At 68.7% G+C, this 16,904-nt stretch carries 14 protein-coding genes; 7 read left to right on the top strand and 7 right to left on the bottom strand.

Features of this window, described 5'->3' with window-relative positions:
* Window positions 1-47 precede the first annotated feature (47 nt).
* The 4 genes from ATJ97_RS17695 to ATJ97_RS17710 form a co-directional block, all read right to left on the bottom strand.
* On the bottom strand, window positions 48-1,058 hold the full coding sequence (locus ATJ97_RS17695) for an ABC transporter permease (protein ID WP_098484870.1): 1,011 nt from the start codon (window positions 1,056-1,058) through the stop codon (window positions 48-50).
* A complete protein-coding gene (locus ATJ97_RS17700) occupies window positions 1,055-2,596 on the bottom strand; it encodes a sugar ABC transporter ATP-binding protein (RefSeq protein ID WP_245862699.1) in 1,542 nt (513 codons plus the stop codon). The genes ATJ97_RS17695 and ATJ97_RS17700 overlap by 4 nt, the downstream gene beginning before the upstream one ends.
* A 138-nt stretch (window positions 2,597-2,734) precedes the next feature.
* The gene (locus ATJ97_RS17705) at window positions 2,735-3,388 is read right to left on the bottom strand and encodes a class II aldolase/adducin family protein (RefSeq protein WP_098484871.1); all 654 of its coding nucleotides are present in this window, start codon (window positions 3,386-3,388) and stop codon (window positions 2,735-2,737) included.
* A 54-nt stretch (window positions 3,389-3,442) separates the two neighbouring features.
* Window positions 3,443-4,924 (bottom strand): FGGY-family carbohydrate kinase, encoded by a 1,482-nt coding sequence (locus ATJ97_RS17710; RefSeq protein WP_098484872.1) that lies wholly within the window; start codon window positions 4,922-4,924, stop codon window positions 3,443-3,445.
* Between the two features lie 216 nt (window positions 4,925-5,140).
* On the opposite strand from ATJ97_RS17710, the gene ATJ97_RS17715 reads away from it, so the two are divergent.
* From ATJ97_RS17715 to ATJ97_RS17725, 3 genes are all read left to right on the top strand, one after another.
* Window positions 5,141-6,364, top strand: a complete 1,224-nt coding sequence (locus ATJ97_RS17715) for a sensor histidine kinase (protein WP_098484873.1) — start codon at window positions 5,141-5,143, stop codon at window positions 6,362-6,364.
* Complete coding sequence (locus ATJ97_RS17720) at window positions 6,361-7,029, top strand: response regulator (RefSeq protein WP_098485583.1); 669 nt, start codon at window positions 6,361-6,363, stop codon at window positions 7,027-7,029. Before ATJ97_RS17715 ends, ATJ97_RS17720 begins: the two co-directional genes overlap by 4 nt.
* A 318-nt stretch (window positions 7,030-7,347) precedes the next feature.
* Complete coding sequence (locus tag ATJ97_RS17725; protein ID WP_245862701.1) at window positions 7,348-9,081, top strand: DUF2075 domain-containing protein; 1,734 nt, start codon at window positions 7,348-7,350, stop codon at window positions 9,079-9,081.
* A gap of 164 nt (window positions 9,082-9,245) precedes the next feature.
* On the opposite strand, the gene ATJ97_RS17730 is transcribed toward ATJ97_RS17725, so the two are convergent.
* Window positions 9,246-10,214: a DUF4268 domain-containing protein gene (locus ATJ97_RS17730; RefSeq protein ID WP_170037561.1), complete on the bottom strand. Its 969-nt coding sequence runs from the start codon at window positions 10,212-10,214 to the stop codon at window positions 9,246-9,248.
* 257 nt (window positions 10,215-10,471) lie between these two features.
* Here ATJ97_RS17730 and ATJ97_RS17735 point away from each other — a divergent pair, with 257 nt between their 5' ends.
* Window positions 10,472-11,254 carry a biliverdin-producing heme oxygenase gene (locus ATJ97_RS17735; RefSeq protein ID WP_098484876.1) on the top strand — a complete coding sequence of 261 codons (783 nt, stop codon included), beginning with the start codon at window positions 10,472-10,474 and terminating at the stop codon, window positions 11,252-11,254.
* Window positions 11,251-13,488, top strand: a complete 2,238-nt coding sequence (locus ATJ97_RS17740) for a SpoIIE family protein phosphatase (protein ID WP_098484877.1) — start codon at window positions 11,251-11,253, stop codon at window positions 13,486-13,488. The genes ATJ97_RS17735 and ATJ97_RS17740 overlap by 4 nt, the downstream gene beginning before the upstream one ends.
* 260 nt (window positions 13,489-13,748) lie before the next feature.
* On the opposite strand, the gene ATJ97_RS17745 is transcribed toward ATJ97_RS17740, so the two are convergent.
* On the bottom strand, window positions 13,749-14,216 hold the full coding sequence (locus ATJ97_RS17745; protein WP_143427069.1) for a hypothetical protein: 468 nt from the start codon (window positions 14,214-14,216) through the stop codon (window positions 13,749-13,751).
* Window positions 14,217-14,554: 338 nt separating this feature from the next.
* Between ATJ97_RS17745 and ATJ97_RS17750 the strand changes: the two genes are divergently transcribed.
* A complete protein-coding gene (locus tag ATJ97_RS17750; RefSeq protein WP_143427070.1) occupies window positions 14,555-16,105 on the top strand; it encodes an alpha/beta hydrolase domain-containing protein in 1,551 nt (516 codons plus the stop codon).
* Between the two features lie 109 nt (window positions 16,106-16,214).
* On the opposite strand, the gene ATJ97_RS17755 is transcribed toward ATJ97_RS17750, so the two are convergent.
* Window positions 16,215-16,484 carry a hypothetical protein gene (locus tag ATJ97_RS17755; RefSeq protein ID WP_098484880.1) on the bottom strand — a complete coding sequence of 90 codons (270 nt, stop codon included), beginning with the start codon at window positions 16,482-16,484 and terminating at the stop codon, window positions 16,215-16,217.
* A 129-nt stretch (window positions 16,485-16,613) separates the two neighbouring features.
* Here ATJ97_RS17755 and ATJ97_RS17760 point away from each other — a divergent pair, with 129 nt between their 5' ends.
* The gene (locus ATJ97_RS17760) at window positions 16,614-16,880 is read left to right on the top strand and encodes an SHOCT domain-containing protein (RefSeq protein ID WP_098484881.1); all 267 of its coding nucleotides are present in this window, start codon (window positions 16,614-16,616) and stop codon (window positions 16,878-16,880) included.
* The last annotated feature ends 24 nt before the right edge of the window (window positions 16,881-16,904 follow it).

Below are 16,904 nucleotides of genomic sequence, written 5' to 3' on the forward strand. Positions count from 1 at the left end.
TTTGGGGGGATCTGCGGGATGGTGCAGGTGCTGCGTGGGTCTGACGCTCAGGCCTCGCCGGAGCGGCGTCGGCGCACCGTGTCGGCCCAGACGGCGATGATGATGACGACGGCGACGGCGATGCGCTGCCACTCCTGGGCGATGCCGAGGATCTGAAGACCGTTGTTGAGGGTGGCCATGAGGGTGGCGCCGACGACGGTGCCGATGATGGAGGCGCGGCCACCGGCGAGCGAGGTGCCGCCGATGACGACCGCAGCGATCGCCTCGAGCTCGTAGCCCACACCGAGGGCCGGCTGCGCCGAGTTGAGGCGGGACGCCATCACGATGCCCGCGATCGCGGTGAACACGAACGCCGTCAGGTAGATGTAGAGCTTCCACCGCCGGGTGTCGACGCCGGAGACCTTGGTGGCCTCCTCGTTGGAGCCGATGGAGACCGCGTAGCGCCCGATGAGCGTCTTGTTCATGAGGAACCACGCGACGACGGCAAGCACGAGGAAGATGAGCACGGCGTTCGGCAGCTTGGGGATGAGCTGACCGGTCGCGAGGTTGCGGAACCCGTCGACCTCGGTGAAGTACTGCGGGGTGGAGCCGGTAATGATCAGGGAGGCGCCCTGGGTGGCCATCATCATCGCCAGGGTGGCGATGAACGGCGGGATGCCGAGGTGGGAGACGAGGAAACCGACCAGCAGGCCGAGCAGGGCCCCGAAGGCGAGCGCGAGGACGATCGCGACGGGGAACGGCAGGCCGAGGTAGTTCGAAGTGCCGAACACCGCGAGCATCACTGAGACCAGCGTCATCGTGGTGCCGACAGAGAGGTCGATGCCGCCGGTGGCGATGACGAACGAGGTGCCCAGCGCGAGGATGCCGGTCACCGACGCGGCCAGCAAGATGCCGCCGACGTTGGAGACGGTGAGGAAGTTCGGGCTCGCGATCGTGAAGATGACGAACAGGACGACGAGTGCGCCGACGATCATGAACTGCTGCCAGCGCATCTGCCGCCCGGGCGCGTCCTCGGTCACGACCTCTGCGGTCTGCTGCTCTGTGGGTGCGGTAGTCATTGCACGTCCTCCATGACGCTCTTGTGGCTGCTGGTGGCGAGCTGCATCACTCGCTCGGGGGTGGCATCGGCGTTGTCGAGCACTCCGGCGAGGCGTCCCTCGGACATCACCGCGACGCGGTCCGCGAGGCGCAGGACCTCGGGCAGCTCGGAGGAGATGACGATCAGGGACTTCCCCGAGGCGACGAGCTCGTTGAGGATCGCGTAGATCTCCTCCTTGGCCCCAACGTCGATGCCGCGCGTCGGTTCGTCGAAGATGAGGACCTCGCAGTCCCGCACCAGCCAGCGGCCGATGATGACCTTCTGCTGGTTGCCGCCGGAGAGGAACTGGGTCTGCTGGTCCACCGAGGGCGTCTTGATGGCGAGCGCCCTGACCTGCTTCTTCGCGATGCCAGCGAGGGCTCGGTCGTCGATCACCGAGGCCTTCGAGTGCCGGCCCAGCGAGGAGAGCGCGACGTTGTCCTTCACGCTCTTGGTCAGCAGCAGGCCGGTGCCCTTCCGGTCCTCGGAGAGGTAGCCGATGCCCGCGGCGACCGCCTGGGCGGGGTTGGCGATGTCGACCTTGCGGCCGCGCACCAGGATCTCGCCGTCGGAGCGCGGGTCGGCGCCGACGATCGCCCGGGCCACCTCGGTTCGCCCGGCACCGACGAGCCCGGCCAGGCCAAGGATCTCCCCGCGCCGCAGCTCGAGGTTGACGTCCTTCAGAAGGCCCGGGGTGTTCAGGTTCCTCACCTCGAGCACCACCTCGCCCGGCGTGCGGTCGGGCGGACGAAGCTCGCCGCTGACCTCGCGGCCGACCATCTTCTCGATGAGCTCCTGCTGGGTGAGGTCGGCGGCGTCCTTGGACCCGACGCTCTGGCCGTCGCGCAGGACCGTGACGCGGTCGCACAGCTCAAGGACCTCCTCGAGGCGGTGCGAGATGTAGATGACCGCGGTGTTCTCGTTGCGGAACTCACGAATCACCCGGAACAGCGCCTCGGACTCGTCGATGCTCAGCGGCGCCGTCGGCTCGTCGAGGATGATGACGCGCGCGTCGAAGGAGAGGGCGCGGGCGATCTCGACCATCTGCCGGTCCGCCACGGAGAGCTGGCCGACGACTGCGGTCGGGTCGATCCGGATGCCGAGGCGGTCGAGCAGCCGGCGGGCCGCCGCCACCTGGCCGCGGTCATCGATGCCGATCCCGCCCCAGACCTTCCGCTCGCGGCCGATGAAGATGTTCTGCGCGACCGTGAGGTCGGGGACGAGCTGGAGTTCCTGGTGAACGATGACCAGCCCCTGCTCGTAGGCCTCGCGGGGGTTGCGGGGCTTCGACGGCCTGCCGTCGAAGACCACCTCGCCGCCCTCGTCGGGTTCGTAGATCCCCGTGAGGATCTTCATGAGCGTGGACTTCCCTGCACCGTTCTCCCCGCACAGGCCCAGGATCTCGCCCCGGTTCAGGGTGAGGGAGACACCGTCGAGCGCCTTGACGCCCGGAAATGTCTTGGAAATGTCGCGGACTTCAAGGAGGGGGGTGTTGTCTCCTGGCACGATGTCAGCCAATCTCTTGGTTCCTGCACCCGCTGCCTTGCCGGTGCGTATCGATTCTGAGGGCACTTTCTACCTGGGCGCTGAATCTCCGTTGTGAGCGCTCACATCGATGTGTGTGCGACGTTAGCACCCGTAAGCGGGACGCTCAAATCAGGAATGCGGCACCGGGTTCACGTACGTTGCGAGCCCCTCCTGGACCTCCTGAAGGTCGGCCGTGCTCAGCACGCGGGGCTCGCCGGCCGCACGGATGCGCAGGTACATGTCGCAGAGCCACTCCAGCTCGAGGGCCTTCTCGAACGCGCCGTCCAGGGTGGCGTCGCATAGCACCGCGCCGTGGTTGCCGAGGAGGCACGCGGTACGACCCGCGAGGGCGGCGCCGGCTCGCTCCGCGAGAAGGGGACTGCCGTAGCGTGCGTACTCGGTGACCCGCACGGGCCCGCCGAGAATCTGCATGTAGTAATGGAAGGGCGGCACCTCCGTCACGCCGGCCATGGAGGCGACGGCGGTGGCCGCCACGGAGTGGGTGTGCACCACCGCGGAGGCGCCTGTCGCCTCCAGCGCTCTGAGATGGAGCTCCCACTCCGAGGAGGGTCGGAACCTGCCCTCGATCGTCGCGCCGTCGGCCCTGGAGATGACGCACATCAACTCCGGGGTCAGGTCGGCATACGGCACCGCGCTGGGGGTGATGACCAGTTCGTCGCCCACGGCGACGGAGAAGTTCCCGCCGGTCCCGGTGGCTAGTTTCTCAGCAGCAAAACGACGTGCGACGTCGGCGAGCTGCTGGCGTTCTTCAGGGTGTTTCATGCGAAATGTTCTCCAGGGTCCAAGTGCTAACAACGATCTGTGGCCAGAAGTTACTCAGGCGCGATCCCCGGAGGATTCCCGGGCCAGAGCGTGCTGAATGTGGTGAGTTTGCGCGTAGAGGTCGCGGTAGTGGCCGTAATGGTCCTCGTACACCTGATGGGTGTTCGGCTCCACGGTCGCGGTGACCGGGTTCCAGGTCGCGATGTCGACGTCGAGGCCGGCGGCCCGGGCGGCGAGGAAGGCGTCCCCGTAACTGGCGCCCACCGTCACCTGGCGGATCTCCTGGGGCAGCCCGATGACGTCAGAGACAATCTGCGGCCACAGGCTGCTCTGGGTCCCGCCACCGACCGCTACGACTCGGGAGACGTCCACCCCCGCCTCTCGGAAGGTCTCGATGTTGTGGCGCACGCCGAACGCGGTGGCCTCCAGGGCGGCGCGGTAAAGATCGCCGCGAGTGTGAGAGATCGTCAGTCCCGTGACGGTGCCCCGGGCGTGCGGGTCCTGGATCGGGGTCCGCTCGCCCTCGAAGTACGGGAGCATCACCAGCCCGCGCGAGCCCGGACCGGACTCCCCGGCCTCGGCGACGAGGTCGGTGTAGGACGGCGAGCCGAAGAGGTCCCGAAGCCAGCCGGTGATGGCGCCCGAGGTGGCCATGCCGCCGGCCAGGTTCCACTCGCCCGCGGACAGCCCGGTGGTGCCCCACATCGAGGGGTGGCGCACGCGGTGCTCCGTGGTCCCGATGAGGAAGAGCGTCGTGCCGTACATGAGCATGAGGTCGCCCGCTGAGACCGCCGAGACGGAAAGCCCTTCCGCCCATGCGTCGATGGTCCCCACCACCACGGGGGTGTCGGGGTGCAGGCCGGGCACAGCCTCGGCGGCGGCCCGGGTCACCGACCCGGCCACGTCGCCCGCCCAGGCTAGGCGGGGCAGGGTGATGCCGGGGGCGACGACGTCGGTCCACGCGGTGTGCCACTCCTGCGTGGTGGCGTCGTACAGCGGCGTCGACTGGGAGGCGGACTGGCGGTCGAGGACGTACTCGCCCGTCAACCGGGCGACGATGTAGGACGCCGGCATGTGGAAGCGGCGAGCCGCCGCGTATGCCTCCGGCATGTGGTTGGCGAACCACCGGAGCTTCGGGCCCGCCGACTGCGTCGAGAGGTAGGAGTCGCAGGTTTCGAAGATGGCGTCCGCGCCCAGCTCGTCGTTGAGCTGTTCGATCTCCGCGGTCGCCCGGGTGTCCACCCCGTAGAGGGCGGCGGGGGCCACCGGCTGGTCGTCCGCGTCCGTCAGCAACACGCACGGGCCCATCCCGGAGATTCCGATCGCGCTGGGCGGCTCGGAAGCGCGGTCCGTCAGCTCGGCGGCGATCGAGACGAACTCATCCCACCAAAGGCGTCCGTCGATCTCGACGCGTCCGGCGTCGGGACGGCTCACCGAATGCTCGCGGACCGCCTGCGCGAGGACGGTGCCGCTCTCGTCGACGAGTACGCCCTTCGTGCTCGACGTCCCGACGTCGATGCCCAGAAACGTCACCATGGATCACCGCTCCTTTGCTGGCCTCTCACACAGCCGAAGCGATGTGAGCGCTCACATACGTGAGTGTCGACACAGTAGGCACGCCCGGGGCGATGGAGCAAATCCGTGTTGGGGCGGCCGGAATTTTGCCCCGATTCGCCCCAGCCCTGTGCGGCTGGAGGAGGGGCGCTCGGGGACGGAAGCGGCGCCAGCGCAAGTTCCGGCAGACTTGCGGCCATGGCCGTCCCGAAGGTGCTGCTGCCGTTGACCAGCGCGGAGACGCCGCGCCGCGGGGTACTCCTCGTCATCGGGGGCGTGGTCGCGGCGGCCTACGGGCTGCTGGCCGCTGGGTTCGGCCAGATGTATGGACAGCCGGACGTCCCGCGCGCGGTGATCACCGCGCTCGTCGTCGTCACAGCGGCCATTGTCCTGACCCCGCCGTTCCTGCACTCGGTCCGCGTCCTCGACGCTCTCGCGGCCCGAACCTTCCTCGACGCCGACCTGCCCGTCCTGCCCGGACGCGGCACCAGCGCGAGCCTGCGCGGAGCGGCGTGGTACCTCGCACTGCTCGGTACAGGAGCGGTCGCGGCTCTCTCCCTCCTCGTCTGCGTGCCCGTCGCCGTCACGCTCGTGGCCCGGCAGTCTGGAGTCACCGTCCTGGACCGGACGCTCGGCGCGCTCGGCGGACTGCCGGTGGTGCCCGCCGTCGTTCTCGCGGTCGTCCTCCTGGTGGTGCCCGCGTACGTCTTCTGGTGGCTCGGCGAGCTTCTCCGCTTCCTCGCACCTCTGCTGCTTGGGCCGTCCGCGCAGGAGCGCATCGCCCGGCTCGAGGAGGAGACGCGTCAGCTTGCCGCGCGCAACGCTCTTGCCCGCGACTTGCACGACAGCGTCGGCCACGCCCTGACCGTCACGTCGCTCCAGGCCGCCGCTGCCGAGCGGGCTCTCGAACGCGACCCGGAATTCGTCCGCTGCGCGCTCGCCGCTATCGCCGCCACCGGTCGGGATGCCGCGGCGGACCTTGACCGTGCGCTCGGGCTGCTCCGGGAGGGCGAGGCGCCGACGGCCGCGGACGCTGCGGCGGGGGACCGGACCCTCGCCGACCTGCCGGCGCTCGCCCACGAGTTGCGCACTGCCGGCGCCGACGTCGCGGTCACCCTGCCCGCGACCGACCGGGTGCCGCACCCCGTCTCCCGCGCCGGCTACGCCGTCGTGCGTGAGGCGGCGACGAACGCACTGCGCCACGGCGACGGCAACATCGGCATCGCAATCGAACTCGCAGGCTCCGCCGTAGAGATCGAGGTGGTCAACGGCCTGGCTGGCGGGGGAGGGGGTAGCCCCGGGACCGGGCGCGGCCTGGCCGGGATGCGGGAGAGGGCCCTTGCCCTCGGTGGTGAGATGACCTGGGGCGTCCAGGAGCGCCGGTGGGTGCTCCGTGCCCGGTTGCCGTGGGAGGCATCGTGACGGTGAAGGTCCTGCTCGTCGACGACGAGGCGCTCGTGCGCGGCGGTCTGCGGTACATCATCGACGCCGAGCACGACCTCGAAGTGGTCGGGGAGGTCGCCGACGGCGCTGACGTGCCCGACGCCGTCGCCCGGACGCGCCCCGACGTCGTGCTCATGGACGTGCGGATGCCAGGCCTCGACGGCATCTCGGCCACGCGGGCGCTGCTCACGCAGGCCGACCGTGTGGGTGCTGAGGCTTCACGGGTGCTCGTCCTGACGACCTTCGAGAACGACGACTATGTCCTCGACGCACTGCGCGCCGGTGCGAGTGGGTTCCTCCTCAAGCGCGCGCACCCGGAGCAGGTGCTCGAGGGCATCCGGGTGGTCGCGCGCGGGGAGGCGCTGCTGTTCCCAACGGCGCTGCGCCGGCTCGTCGCCGCGTCCGGCACGGGGGAGCGCGGCGACCGGCTGGCACGCGATCGGCTGTCCGAGCGAGAGCAGGAGGTACTCCGGCTCCTCGCATCCGGGAAGTCGAATGCGGAGATCGGCGCCGATCTCTTCCTCGGGAGGGAGACCGTCAAGACGCACGTCAGTTCGATCCTGGCCAAGCTGGGGGTGCGGGACCGCACCCAGGCAGTCGTTCGCGCCTACGAGTCGGGGTTCATGCGCGCCGGGGCTGACTGAGCACTGCGTCCCGCTGGACGCCTGTGTGTCTGGTCGGTGTAAGCATGTCGTTGGATTGCGGTCGGCCAAACCGCGGTAATCTCACTACGAGAAGCGGTCCGACGGACTTCTGCCAAGCAGATATGTCCCCTCCGCACGTTCATTCGTGCTGCACTGGGGACAAACTTGGGCAATGTTCGGCTCGGAGCTCGAGCGCTTGGAGAGGGAATTCGAGGCAACTTCTCGGTCCTCGAAGAGGCGTTGGAGAACTATCTCGTGTTCGAGGGAGCGGGTAGGCCGGGACCTGGGGAGCGCCGATCGTGGCGCGGCAGCCTTCCGGTGCTCGCCCGCGACCTTGAGGACGCGGGCCTCTCTGAAGTGGAAGTCATACTCGAGTACCGACTGCCGCTCTCCAGCAAGCGTGCTGACGCCATCCTCGCCGGTGTGCACCCGAAGACCGGACGCCCGAGTTACGTAGTGGTCGAACTTAAGCAGTGGAGCGGCGCGACACGATGGGAGGACAGCGACACCCTCGTCGATGTTGCGGCCGCCCCGTATCGGCCGTCCCTACATCCGGGGCTCCAGGTGGCCGGGTATGGCGAGTACCTGCGCGACTTCGTGAGGGCTCTGGACGAGGAGCCTGACCCGCTTGCCGGTGTCGCCTATCTCCATAATGCGACGGACGGCACGGTTGCTGACTTGTGGGACCGGCAGCAGACGAATCTCAGCCGAATGTTCACCGGTCAGCGGCGCGGCGAATTCATCGACTTCTTGAAGACGCGCCTTGCTCCCGAGCCCGGCCGGGACGCCGCCGACGCTTTTATCTCCTCGTCGATCGCTCCGTCCAAGCAGCTCCTGAGCGTCGCCGCGAAGGAGATACAGGAGCGCGAGCAGTTTGTGTTACTCGACGAGCAGCGCGTCGCCTATGAGTTGGTGCTCCGCGCCGTGGAGAAGGCGCGGCGCGCTGATAGTAAGACTGTCGTCGTCGTCACCGGCTCTCCGGGCAGCGGAAAAAGTGTCATCGCGCTGTCATTGTTGGGTGAACTCGCCCGGCGGGGCCGGACCGTGCTGCACGCAACGGGATCAAAGTCCTTCACACAGACAATGCGTCAGGTCGCCGGCAAGGGATCGACACGTTCGAAGAACCTTTTCAAGTACTTCAACTCCTTCATGAGCGCGGAGCCGAACGATCTGGACGTCATCGTTCTGGATGAGGCGCACCGTATCCGGGAGAAGTCGGTCAACAGGTACACGCCTAAACAGCTGCGGGAGCACGCACGCCTACAGGTGGACGAGTTGATGGACGTCGCCAGGGTTCCTGTATTCCTTCTGGACGAGCACCAGGTCGTGCGGCCTGGTGAGATGGGGACCGTTGCGGACATCAAAGCTCACGCAGCGGCGCGTGGCCTTCCGGTGCAGCAGGTCGATCTCAATGGGCAGTTCCGGTCAGGCGGCAGCGATGTGTACCTCAACTGGGTGCACGCATTGCTCGGACTCGGGAACGATCCGGAAGCCGAAACACCAGTCTGGCGTGACGAACCAACGTTCAGCGTTGATGTCGTTGACTCGGTAGAGGAAATGGAAGGACGCCTTCGCGCCAGGTTCGAAGCTGGGGAGAACGCGAGAATCACTGCGGGCTATTGCTGGCCATGGAGCAACCCGAACACAGACGGCTCGCTCGTTCGTGATGTGAAGATCGGCGAGTGGGCCAAGCCTTGGAACTTGAAGAGCGATCGAGCAATTGGTGGTGCGCCGCCATCGTGGCTGTGGGCTTACGATCCCGCGGGTTTCGAGCAGGTGGGATGCGTCTATACCGCCCAGGGCTTCGAGTACTCGTGGAACGGCGTCATCCTGGGACCCGACCTCGTCTGGCGGGATGACCGATGGGTGTCACGCCGTGAGTACAACAGGGATCCCGATTTCAAGTCGACGAAAACTGTTGACGACGTAACGTTCGACCGTTTGGTACGTCATGTGTACAAGGTGCTGCTCACCCGGGGGCTACGCGGGACGTTGCTCTACTCAACCGACGACGAAACACTCTCGATGCTCAGAGGACTCGTGAATCCATAGGTTTCCCCGCGGTAGCACGCGACGGAAGAGTCGAGAAGGGCCGTTTGTAGTCGAGTACCGGTCGTGACTTATTCGGAAATGTGTGACGACCTGGCCCCTAAGCGCTGACCCTCGCGACGACGTCTAACCCACCAGATGTCCAGGTACGGAAGCTTTTCCGCGGTTCATTCCTCACCGATTGCGCGGCGGACCTCCTGGGTGACGGTTCGGAACCGATCCATTGCGGCCAAGAACCACTGTGCCATCGCCCCATGCTGACTTAGGTCCAGCACGTCGTACCCCTCGGGACCCCATGCTGCGATCCGGCATGCCTTTCGCCCTGGCAGAGGTTGGAAATCGAGACTCTCCCCGTACCCGGTCTCCAAATATTCGCGGCGCGCAAGGAACCGGTCGAACATCGCTTGGTTCTCGTCTGCATCGCTCGACCCGAAGTACAGCTCCACACGTGGCCTGGGACCAGAGCACACGAACGCGTACCAGGCGCCGGATGTACCGAACGGCATGGTTATCCAACTGTCGCGGGAGGCTGCGCGTGCGCTCGTCCACGAGGGGTATTTTGCGTGAACCTGATCTAAGACGAGTTGCCACAACGCTTCATATGCGGATTGTCTCGGTGTACGTGTGCCGGCCGCCGCCGCGTTCTCGGTGTGCACACGCTTCGTCCAATCATTCGGCTGGGCGACCAGGCGGAACAACGGCGCCGGCGGTGAGTCCCCGATCCTGACCGCCGCGATCTCCACGCCGAAGAAGCGGACTCCCTCCTCGGTGTGCTCGTTGAGCCAGTCCAACGCCGCCCGATGCTCGTCGCGAAATGCGGCGGCACACCACACGATGGTCGCGGGGTCCGTGCCGCCCGCATAGGTGAGGAGCTGTCCCAGGTGGCTGTGGTCGGTCCCCTCCAATTGGTTCTCGACAATGACCGTTGCTCCTGTTTGGAGATCAGTGCCAATTAGATCGAGAGCGAAGCCACCGACGCGCCGTTCGGCCTCGCTAAGTTCGAGGTCCATACCAAGCACATCGGACAGCACGTCCGCGTTCACGAGGAGCCATTGCGTGAAGTGATGAGCCTCGTGTGCCCAAACGTCACGGACGGGCACAGAGGCGATGCGGCTTAAGTGCGGTAGCGCAGACATGGAGTGCAGCATATTTGAAACCTGGTGACGTGGACGGGAGCGATGTGTCCATCGTTGGTGTTCGGGCAGGGCCGTTTGTTCCCGAGCCCACGGGTTCTTGCGCGGGTGGAGGAAATCCACAGTCGTCGCACCAGTGGGAAACCCCCAACCGGTGCGCCTGCGAGATTCTGGTAATCGATCTGTCACGGGGTGGGTGCGAATCGCGCGACCTGTTTTCGCCACACCGAGTCACCGCCGCCAGCACCGACATTGCGACGATGACGATCGCGACGTGCACGTCCGCAAGCTCGGCCGGGAGGAGCCAGACGGTGCTGATACCGTCGTTTTCAGATCGCGCCGTCCATCGTGGGGAGTTCCCTCCAGTGAGTCCCCGTCTCGACGCCACCCTGTCGGAGCAACTTCGCGAGGGAACGCAGGTCGAGCACCGCGCCGTGGAGTCTCAGCCCTTCGTGGACGAGTTGCTCGCGGGCGCGCTCGACGTCGACGCCTATGCAGGCCTTGCCGCCCAGCAGCTCGAGATCTACCGCGCTCTTGAGGGCGCAGGTGTGCAACTGCAGGAAGACCCGCGGGGTGCCAACCTTCTCTTCACTGAGCTCCAACGCGTCCCCTCCATCGAGCGCGACCTCGCACATCTCTATGGGCACGCCTGGCGCGACGAGATCCGCATCCTCCCCGCCACCCGCACCTACGCTGCCCGGCTCCGCGACGTCGTCGATCGCCTGCCCGAGTACGCCGCCCACGCCTACACCCGCTACCTCGGCGACCTCTCCGGCGGCCAGATCATCAAACGCATGATGCGGCGCCACTACGGCATGGGCACCGACGGCCTTTCCTTCTACGACTTCCCCGAGATCCCGAAGGCCAAGCCGTTCAAGGACCTCTACCGCGAACGTCTCGACGGCCTTGGCCTCGACGCCGTGGAGACCGCCCGCGCCGTCGCCGAGGCTCAGGAGGCCTTCCGCCTCAACCGCGCACTCTTCGCCGAGCTCGGCGCGATCCACATCAATCGCGTCCGCGCGGCGAAGGAAGCAGTGGCATGACGATCGACAGCCAGACCACCACGGGCGAGATCGACCTGCAGGCCTGCGAGGACGAGCCCATCCACGTGCCCGGCGCCGTCCAGCGCCGCGGCGTGCTGCTGGTGGTGGACGACGGCGTCGTCGTCCAGGTCTCCGACAACCTTCGCAACCTCCTCGGTGTCCCGGTCGAGGAGGCTGTCGGCCATCCGCTCGCCGCCGTGCTGGGGGAGGACGCGGCGTCGAACCTTCGCCTTCCGCAGACCCAGCCCGGCGGCCCGCTCGGCGACGCCCTCCAGCAGCTGACGATGCGCGGGCGCGACTGGCTTGTCGCCACGCACCTCGGCACGGACGGGTCGGTGCTCGTCGAGGCCGAGCCGCTGCCCCGCGCGGAGGACGACGGCACCCCGGTCGCCACCGTCTTCCAGCAGGCCCACGCGGTGCTGCGGGAGGCGGCCGGGGCATCGACCGTCGAGGAGATCTACGAGCTCGCCGCCCGCGGCGTGCGCCGGCTCACCGGCTTCGACCGCGTGATGATGTACCGCTTCGACCGCGACTACAACGGCCAGGTGGTCGCCGAGGACCGCCGCGACGACCTCGAGCCGTACCTCGGCCTGCACTACCCGGCGTCGGACATCCCCGCCCAGGCCCGGGCGCTGTACGAGAAGAACCTCATCAGGCTCATCTCCGACACCGAGACGCCCACCGCCCGCCTCGTCCCGCCGCTGCACCCGCGCACCGGCGCGCCGACCGACCTCACCTACTCCACCTTGCGCGCCGTCTCGCCGGTGCACGTGCAGTACCTGCGCAACATGGGCGTCAGCTCGTCGATGTCCATCTCCCTCCTCGACGACGGCCGCCTGTGGGGCATGGTCGCCTGCCACCACGTCTCGGGCCCGCACACCCCCTCGCTCGAGGTCCGCGCCGGGACCGAGACGCTCGCCGCCGGCCTGTCCCTGCAGGCCGTTGTCCGCGCCGCTGCCGACCGCGCCCGCCACGCCCAGACCGTCGCCGACGAGCTGCGGCGCCTGACCGGCCTGACCGACGACGTGCCGCTCGCCCAGGCCGTCGCGCAGCGCCGCCTGCTCGAGCTCCTCGACACGGACGGGCTGATGGTGCGCGTCGGCGGCACCTCCGCCGCCGTCGGCGTCGTCCCGCCCGACCCGGCCGCCGTCGTCCGGGCGCTGCGCGAGCAGGAGGACGGCTCCGCCGTCGCCGACACCTCCGGCCTGCGCGCGTGCGACGCCCTCGCCGCCGCCCTGCCCGACCACGGCGACCTCGGCGAGGTGGCCGGCGCGCTCGTCGTGCCGCTGCCCGACGGCGACTCCCTCGCCCTGTTCCGTCGCGAGGTCACGCGCGAGGTCGCCTGGGGCGGCAACCCGGAAGAGAAGCCCCTCACCATCGACGACGACGGCGTCGGCCACCTCGGCCCGCGCCGCTCCTTCTCCACGTGGCAGCAGGTCGTGCGCGGCACCTCGCGTCCCTGGTCCGCCGAGGACGTCGAGGCGGCCGCCGCGGTGCGCCGCCTCGTCGTCGAGATGCTCTACCGCCGCACCCGGCCCGACCTCGGCGCGGCCCTCGCGCTGCAGCGCTCCTCCCTGCCCCAGCGGCTGCCGCAGCCCGACGGCTGGCAGGTCACCGCGCGGTACCGCCCCGCCGACGGCGGCAAGGTCGGCGGGGACTGGTACGACAGCTTCGAGCTCGCCTCGGGCCGCGTGGCCCTGGTGGTCGGTGACGTCGCCGGACACGGGCTCGCCGCGGCGTCGTCCATGAACCAGCTGCGCAACGGCCTGCGCTCCCTCCTCGTCGCGCACGACGGCGCAGCCGGCCCGGCGCTCGAGGCGCTGGACCGGCTGGCCAAGCAGCTGCTGCCCGGCGAGATGGCGACCCTGTGGGTCGGGGTGCTCGATCCTGCCACCGGAACCGTTGACTACGTCAGCGCCGGCCACCTCGCGCCGCTGCTGGTCCGCGACGGCGAGGCCCGGTTCGACAAGGCCGTGCGCAACCCGCCGCTCGGCTTCCTGCGCGGGCGTCCCGACGTCGGCACGCTCACCCTGAGACCGGGGGAGTCGCTCCTGGTGTTCAGCGACGGTCTGGTCGAGCAACGGCGGGCGGTCATCATGCGCCGCCTGGAGGAGCTGCGGACCACCGCCGCGGTCACCCTCGACCTCGAGGTGCTCGAGCACCGGATGACCGGGCTGGAGTCCGGGGACGACGCCACCATGCTGCTGGTCACCGCGGCGCCGCTGCAGGAGTGAGCTGCCGGTGACAAGGGGGGCGGTCGGCGCGTTACGGACTTGCTGCCGGTATTGATCAGCCGGAGTCGTCGCTGGTCCAAGATTTCAGTTGGCGGTGGCAGTACAGCGCCGCCTCCGGGACAGGCGCGAGGCGTAGGAGGTGGCGCCACTCCCGGCACCGGTTTTGGGGGGATGATGCCCGGCGGTAGCGCGCAGACGGCGCCACGTTGTCGTCCGTGGACGTCTTTTCGCCGCTTCGCGAAACGGGTGGGCACGACGCCCTAACGCCAGAACCGGACGAGCCAGCGCTCCGGGCCCAGGCCGGGCAGGAGGTCGAGGTTGCCCCGTTCGAACTCGGCGTCCATCTGGTCCTGGAGGGCCAGGGCCTTCTCGCGGCCCGCGACATGGACGTCCACGTTCCATCTCCCGGCGGTGATGCCGAGGTCCGGGTACCGCACCTCGCCGCCGTCCAGGTTCTCCAGCAGGAGGTCGCCGCTGGGAAGGTTCATCACCACCTTCTCCAGCGCGGTGATCCACGGATCGGCCAGCGGTGCCGGTGCTTGGTCGTGGCTCTCGATGCCGACCGTCGCGTACATGACGTCACCCGCGCAGGCCAGCACGATCGACTGGTCGTCGTGGGCTGCCATCCGGGGCGGGGTCGGGAGGGCGGCTGTCGGAGCGCCGGCGTCGACGTAGAGCGTGCCGCGTGCCACGTCGAGCACCAGCTCCGCGGCGGCAACCACAGCCATCCGTGCTCTCCGTTCGCTGCTCGTCCTCCTTGACGGCCGGTCGGCCCACCTCGTTGCGCAAGGCGTCGATTACCCCATCGGGGGGCGACGTGCGGATCGCCTCCCGGGCTGATCGACGCCACTCTGGCGACCCTACCCGCGACCTGCGCGAGATGGGTGCTACGTCAAACGGGACGGGATATGGGCCGGACTGTTCGCGCTCGTGCATCCCTGCCAGATAGGCGCCGCGGAGATGCGGGCGGGACGACTGCGGGCAACCGGCGGCAACTATTTGTGACCCGGGTAACGGCCGGACATGGTTCGGATGTCCTGCTTCACGACAAGGAGTTGCCCACGCAATGTTGCGACCAAGATTCCGCCGTTCGCTCGCCGCCGCGTCCGGCGCGGCAGTGCTCTCGACCGTCCTCGTCGCCGGCCCTGCGTCGGCGCAGGAGGACGTGACGACCGAGCAGATCTCCGCCGTCCCCGAGGTCACGCACGTGCCCCGCACCGAGGACTCGTACCCCTTCAACGCCGCCGACCACGCCCGGGTGCCGGTCGACCTGGCCGCGCACGGCTACGTCGAGGAGGAGTACTTCCTCTCCGGCAACGCCAACGTCTACACCGAGGCCGATGGCACCCTCGCCGTCGAGAGGACCGCTGTCCCGTACACCAACCGGATCCTGGTGCGGCACCCGGCCCACGCGAACAAGGCGTCCGGCGCCGTGTTCGTCGACATCTACAACGCCTCGAACGGGTACGACATCGAGGACATGTGGCGCCGGCTCTCCACCAACATCCTCGCCGAGGGGCACACCTACGTGGGCGTGACCTCCAAGCCGATCAACGTCGACGCCCTGTACAACTTCGACGCGGAGCGCTACGAGGACCTCTCGTGGTTCGACGAGGAGTGCGGCGAGACGTACGAGCCGACCGGCACGCCCGAGGAGTTCGAGGCGCGCGGCGGCCCGTGGGGCGAGGTGCCCTGCACCGAGACCGGGCTGGTGTGGGACATCCTCACCCAGACCGGCAACGCGCTGCGTGACCCCGAGGCGGGCGCCGAGATCCTCGGCGGGACCCCGCTGCGCTCGCTGTTCCTCATCGGCCAGTCGCAGTCGTCGATGTACCTCAACACCTACGTCAACAACTTCCACCTCCCCGTGCAGGAGGCGCAGGGCGGCAACGTCTGGGACGGGTACCTCAGCGCCGCCGGCAACTGGATGGAGCGCCCGCTGAACGACGCCGAGGGCGGCGCGAGCGGTCTCGTGACCGTCGACGGCCCGGAGACCCCCGTCGAGGTGGACGTGCCCTGGATCAGCGTCGACTCCGAGTCCGACGCGGCGCTGTTCCCGGCCCAGGCGCTGCTGCCGCGTGACCTGGCCGAGAACTCGCGCGTGTGGCAGATCCCGGGCACGGGGCACACCTACTCGATGTCCCCGGTGGTGCCCGACAACGCCGAGCTGATCAAGGCGGGCCGGCCCGGCCGGGTGTTCCCGACCGCCTACACCCCGTACCCGATGGAGCCGGCGATGATCGCCGCGGGGCAGGCCCTCATCGACAACCACCAGAAGGGGAAGGCGCTGCCGGCCAGCGCCTGGTTCGAGCGCGACGCGCAGGGCAACCTCGTGCGCGACGAGAACGGCAACGTCCTCGGCGGCGTGCGCTACGGGCTCATGGAGCTGGGGCTCGCCGAATTCAAGGGCTACGCCACCCCGGGCGACATGAACGGCGTCGCGGACCCGATCTCTGAGGACGAGTTCTACGCGAGCTGGAACAACCGCTCGCAGTACCTGGCCAAGCAGCGGGCCTTCGACAACGGCCTGCGCCAGGCGGGCTACCTCACCGCCGACGGCCAGCAGCTCTTCGCCGAGCGCGCCAACCTCGTCCTCGACGAGATCGGCATCCCGTGACGCGGTAGAGACCGCGCCTGAGAACGGCACAGGATCGGGCGGTGGCGCCTCCGGGGAACCGGAGCGCGTCACCGCCCGTCCTGTTTCTCCGGTCTACCCGCCGCTGCCGTCAGGCTGGGGTGGGCGGCACGGCTTCCCGACGGCGGCCGATGCGCATCCCGACGGCGCACGCCAGGGCGAGCAGCCCGGCAAGGGCGGCGCCGAGCCCCACGAACTGCGGCGCGCCCATCACGAAGACGCGACCCGACGCGACGACGGCTGCGGCCAGTGAGTCGTCGCCCATCCAGGCGAACCACCCACTGGTGGGCACCGCCAGCGCGAGCGTCAGCCCGCCGGCGAGCAGGAGAAGGCCGAGCCCGACGAGCCAGCGGGTACGCATGGCGGCACAGTACCGGCGCCGCCCGACGTCGCGGCCATACCGAGGGCGGAAGTACGCAGGCGGAGAGAAGATGGAACGGCGCGGCGACGACGACGCGAGCACGGCTGACCACGCGGAGCGAGGTGGCTGATGATGTACGACTGGCACGGCATGGGCTGGTGGATGGGCCTGGGCTGGGTGTGGATCATCCTGCTGCTGCTTCTCGTCGGCGTGGTGGTCCTCGTCGTCCTCCTCGTCCGCGGCCAGCCGGGCGGCGGCGGGCCTCACGGGCAGGACATGCGCGGGCAGGACGTGGGCCGGAGCAGGGCCCGGGCGATCCTCGACGAGCGCTACGCCCGCGGGGAGATCGACACCACCGAGTACCAGGAGCGGCTGCGCGTCCTGGGCGAGAGGTAGCGCGAGGAGGGCGACGGCCACGCA

Origin of the sequence: Georgenia soli (genome assembly GCF_002563695.1) — a bacterium.
Taxonomy (GTDB): domain Bacteria; phylum Actinomycetota; class Actinomycetes; order Actinomycetales; family Actinomycetaceae; genus Georgenia; species Georgenia soli.

Excerpts from the sequence above, each read along its gene's own strand:
- ATJ97_RS17695 (WP_098484870.1), bottom strand. The coding sequence starts at position 1,058 with ATGACTACCGCACCCACAGAGCAGCAGACCGCAGAGGTCGTGACCGAG.
- ATJ97_RS17705 (WP_098484871.1), bottom strand. The coding sequence starts at position 3,388 with ATGAAACACCCTGAAGAACGCCAGCAGCTCGCCGACGTCGCACGTCGT.
- ATJ97_RS17710 (WP_098484872.1), bottom strand. The coding sequence starts at position 4,924 with ATGGTGACGTTTCTGGGCATCGACGTCGGGACGTCGAGCACGAAGGGC.
- ATJ97_RS17715 (WP_098484873.1), top strand. The coding sequence starts at position 5,141 with ATGGCCGTCCCGAAGGTGCTGCTGCCGTTGACCAGCGCGGAGACGCCG.
- ATJ97_RS17730 (WP_170037561.1), bottom strand. The coding sequence starts at position 10,214 with ATGTCTGCGCTACCGCACTTAAGCCGCATCGCCTCTGTGCCCGTCCGT.
- ATJ97_RS17735 (WP_098484876.1), top strand. The coding sequence starts at position 10,472 with ATGACGATCGCGACGTGCACGTCCGCAAGCTCGGCCGGGAGGAGCCAG.
- ATJ97_RS17740 (WP_098484877.1), top strand. The coding sequence starts at position 11,251 with ATGACGATCGACAGCCAGACCACCACGGGCGAGATCGACCTGCAGGCC.
- ATJ97_RS17745 (WP_143427069.1), bottom strand. The coding sequence starts at position 14,216 with ATGGCTGTGGTTGCCGCCGCGGAGCTGGTGCTCGACGTGGCACGCGGC.
- ATJ97_RS17750 (WP_143427070.1), top strand. The coding sequence starts at position 14,555 with ATGTTGCGACCAAGATTCCGCCGTTCGCTCGCCGCCGCGTCCGGCGCG.
- ATJ97_RS17755 (WP_098484880.1), bottom strand. The coding sequence starts at position 16,484 with ATGCGTACCCGCTGGCTCGTCGGGCTCGGCCTTCTCCTGCTCGCCGGC.
- ATJ97_RS17760 (WP_098484881.1), top strand. The coding sequence starts at position 16,614 with ATGATGTACGACTGGCACGGCATGGGCTGGTGGATGGGCCTGGGCTGG.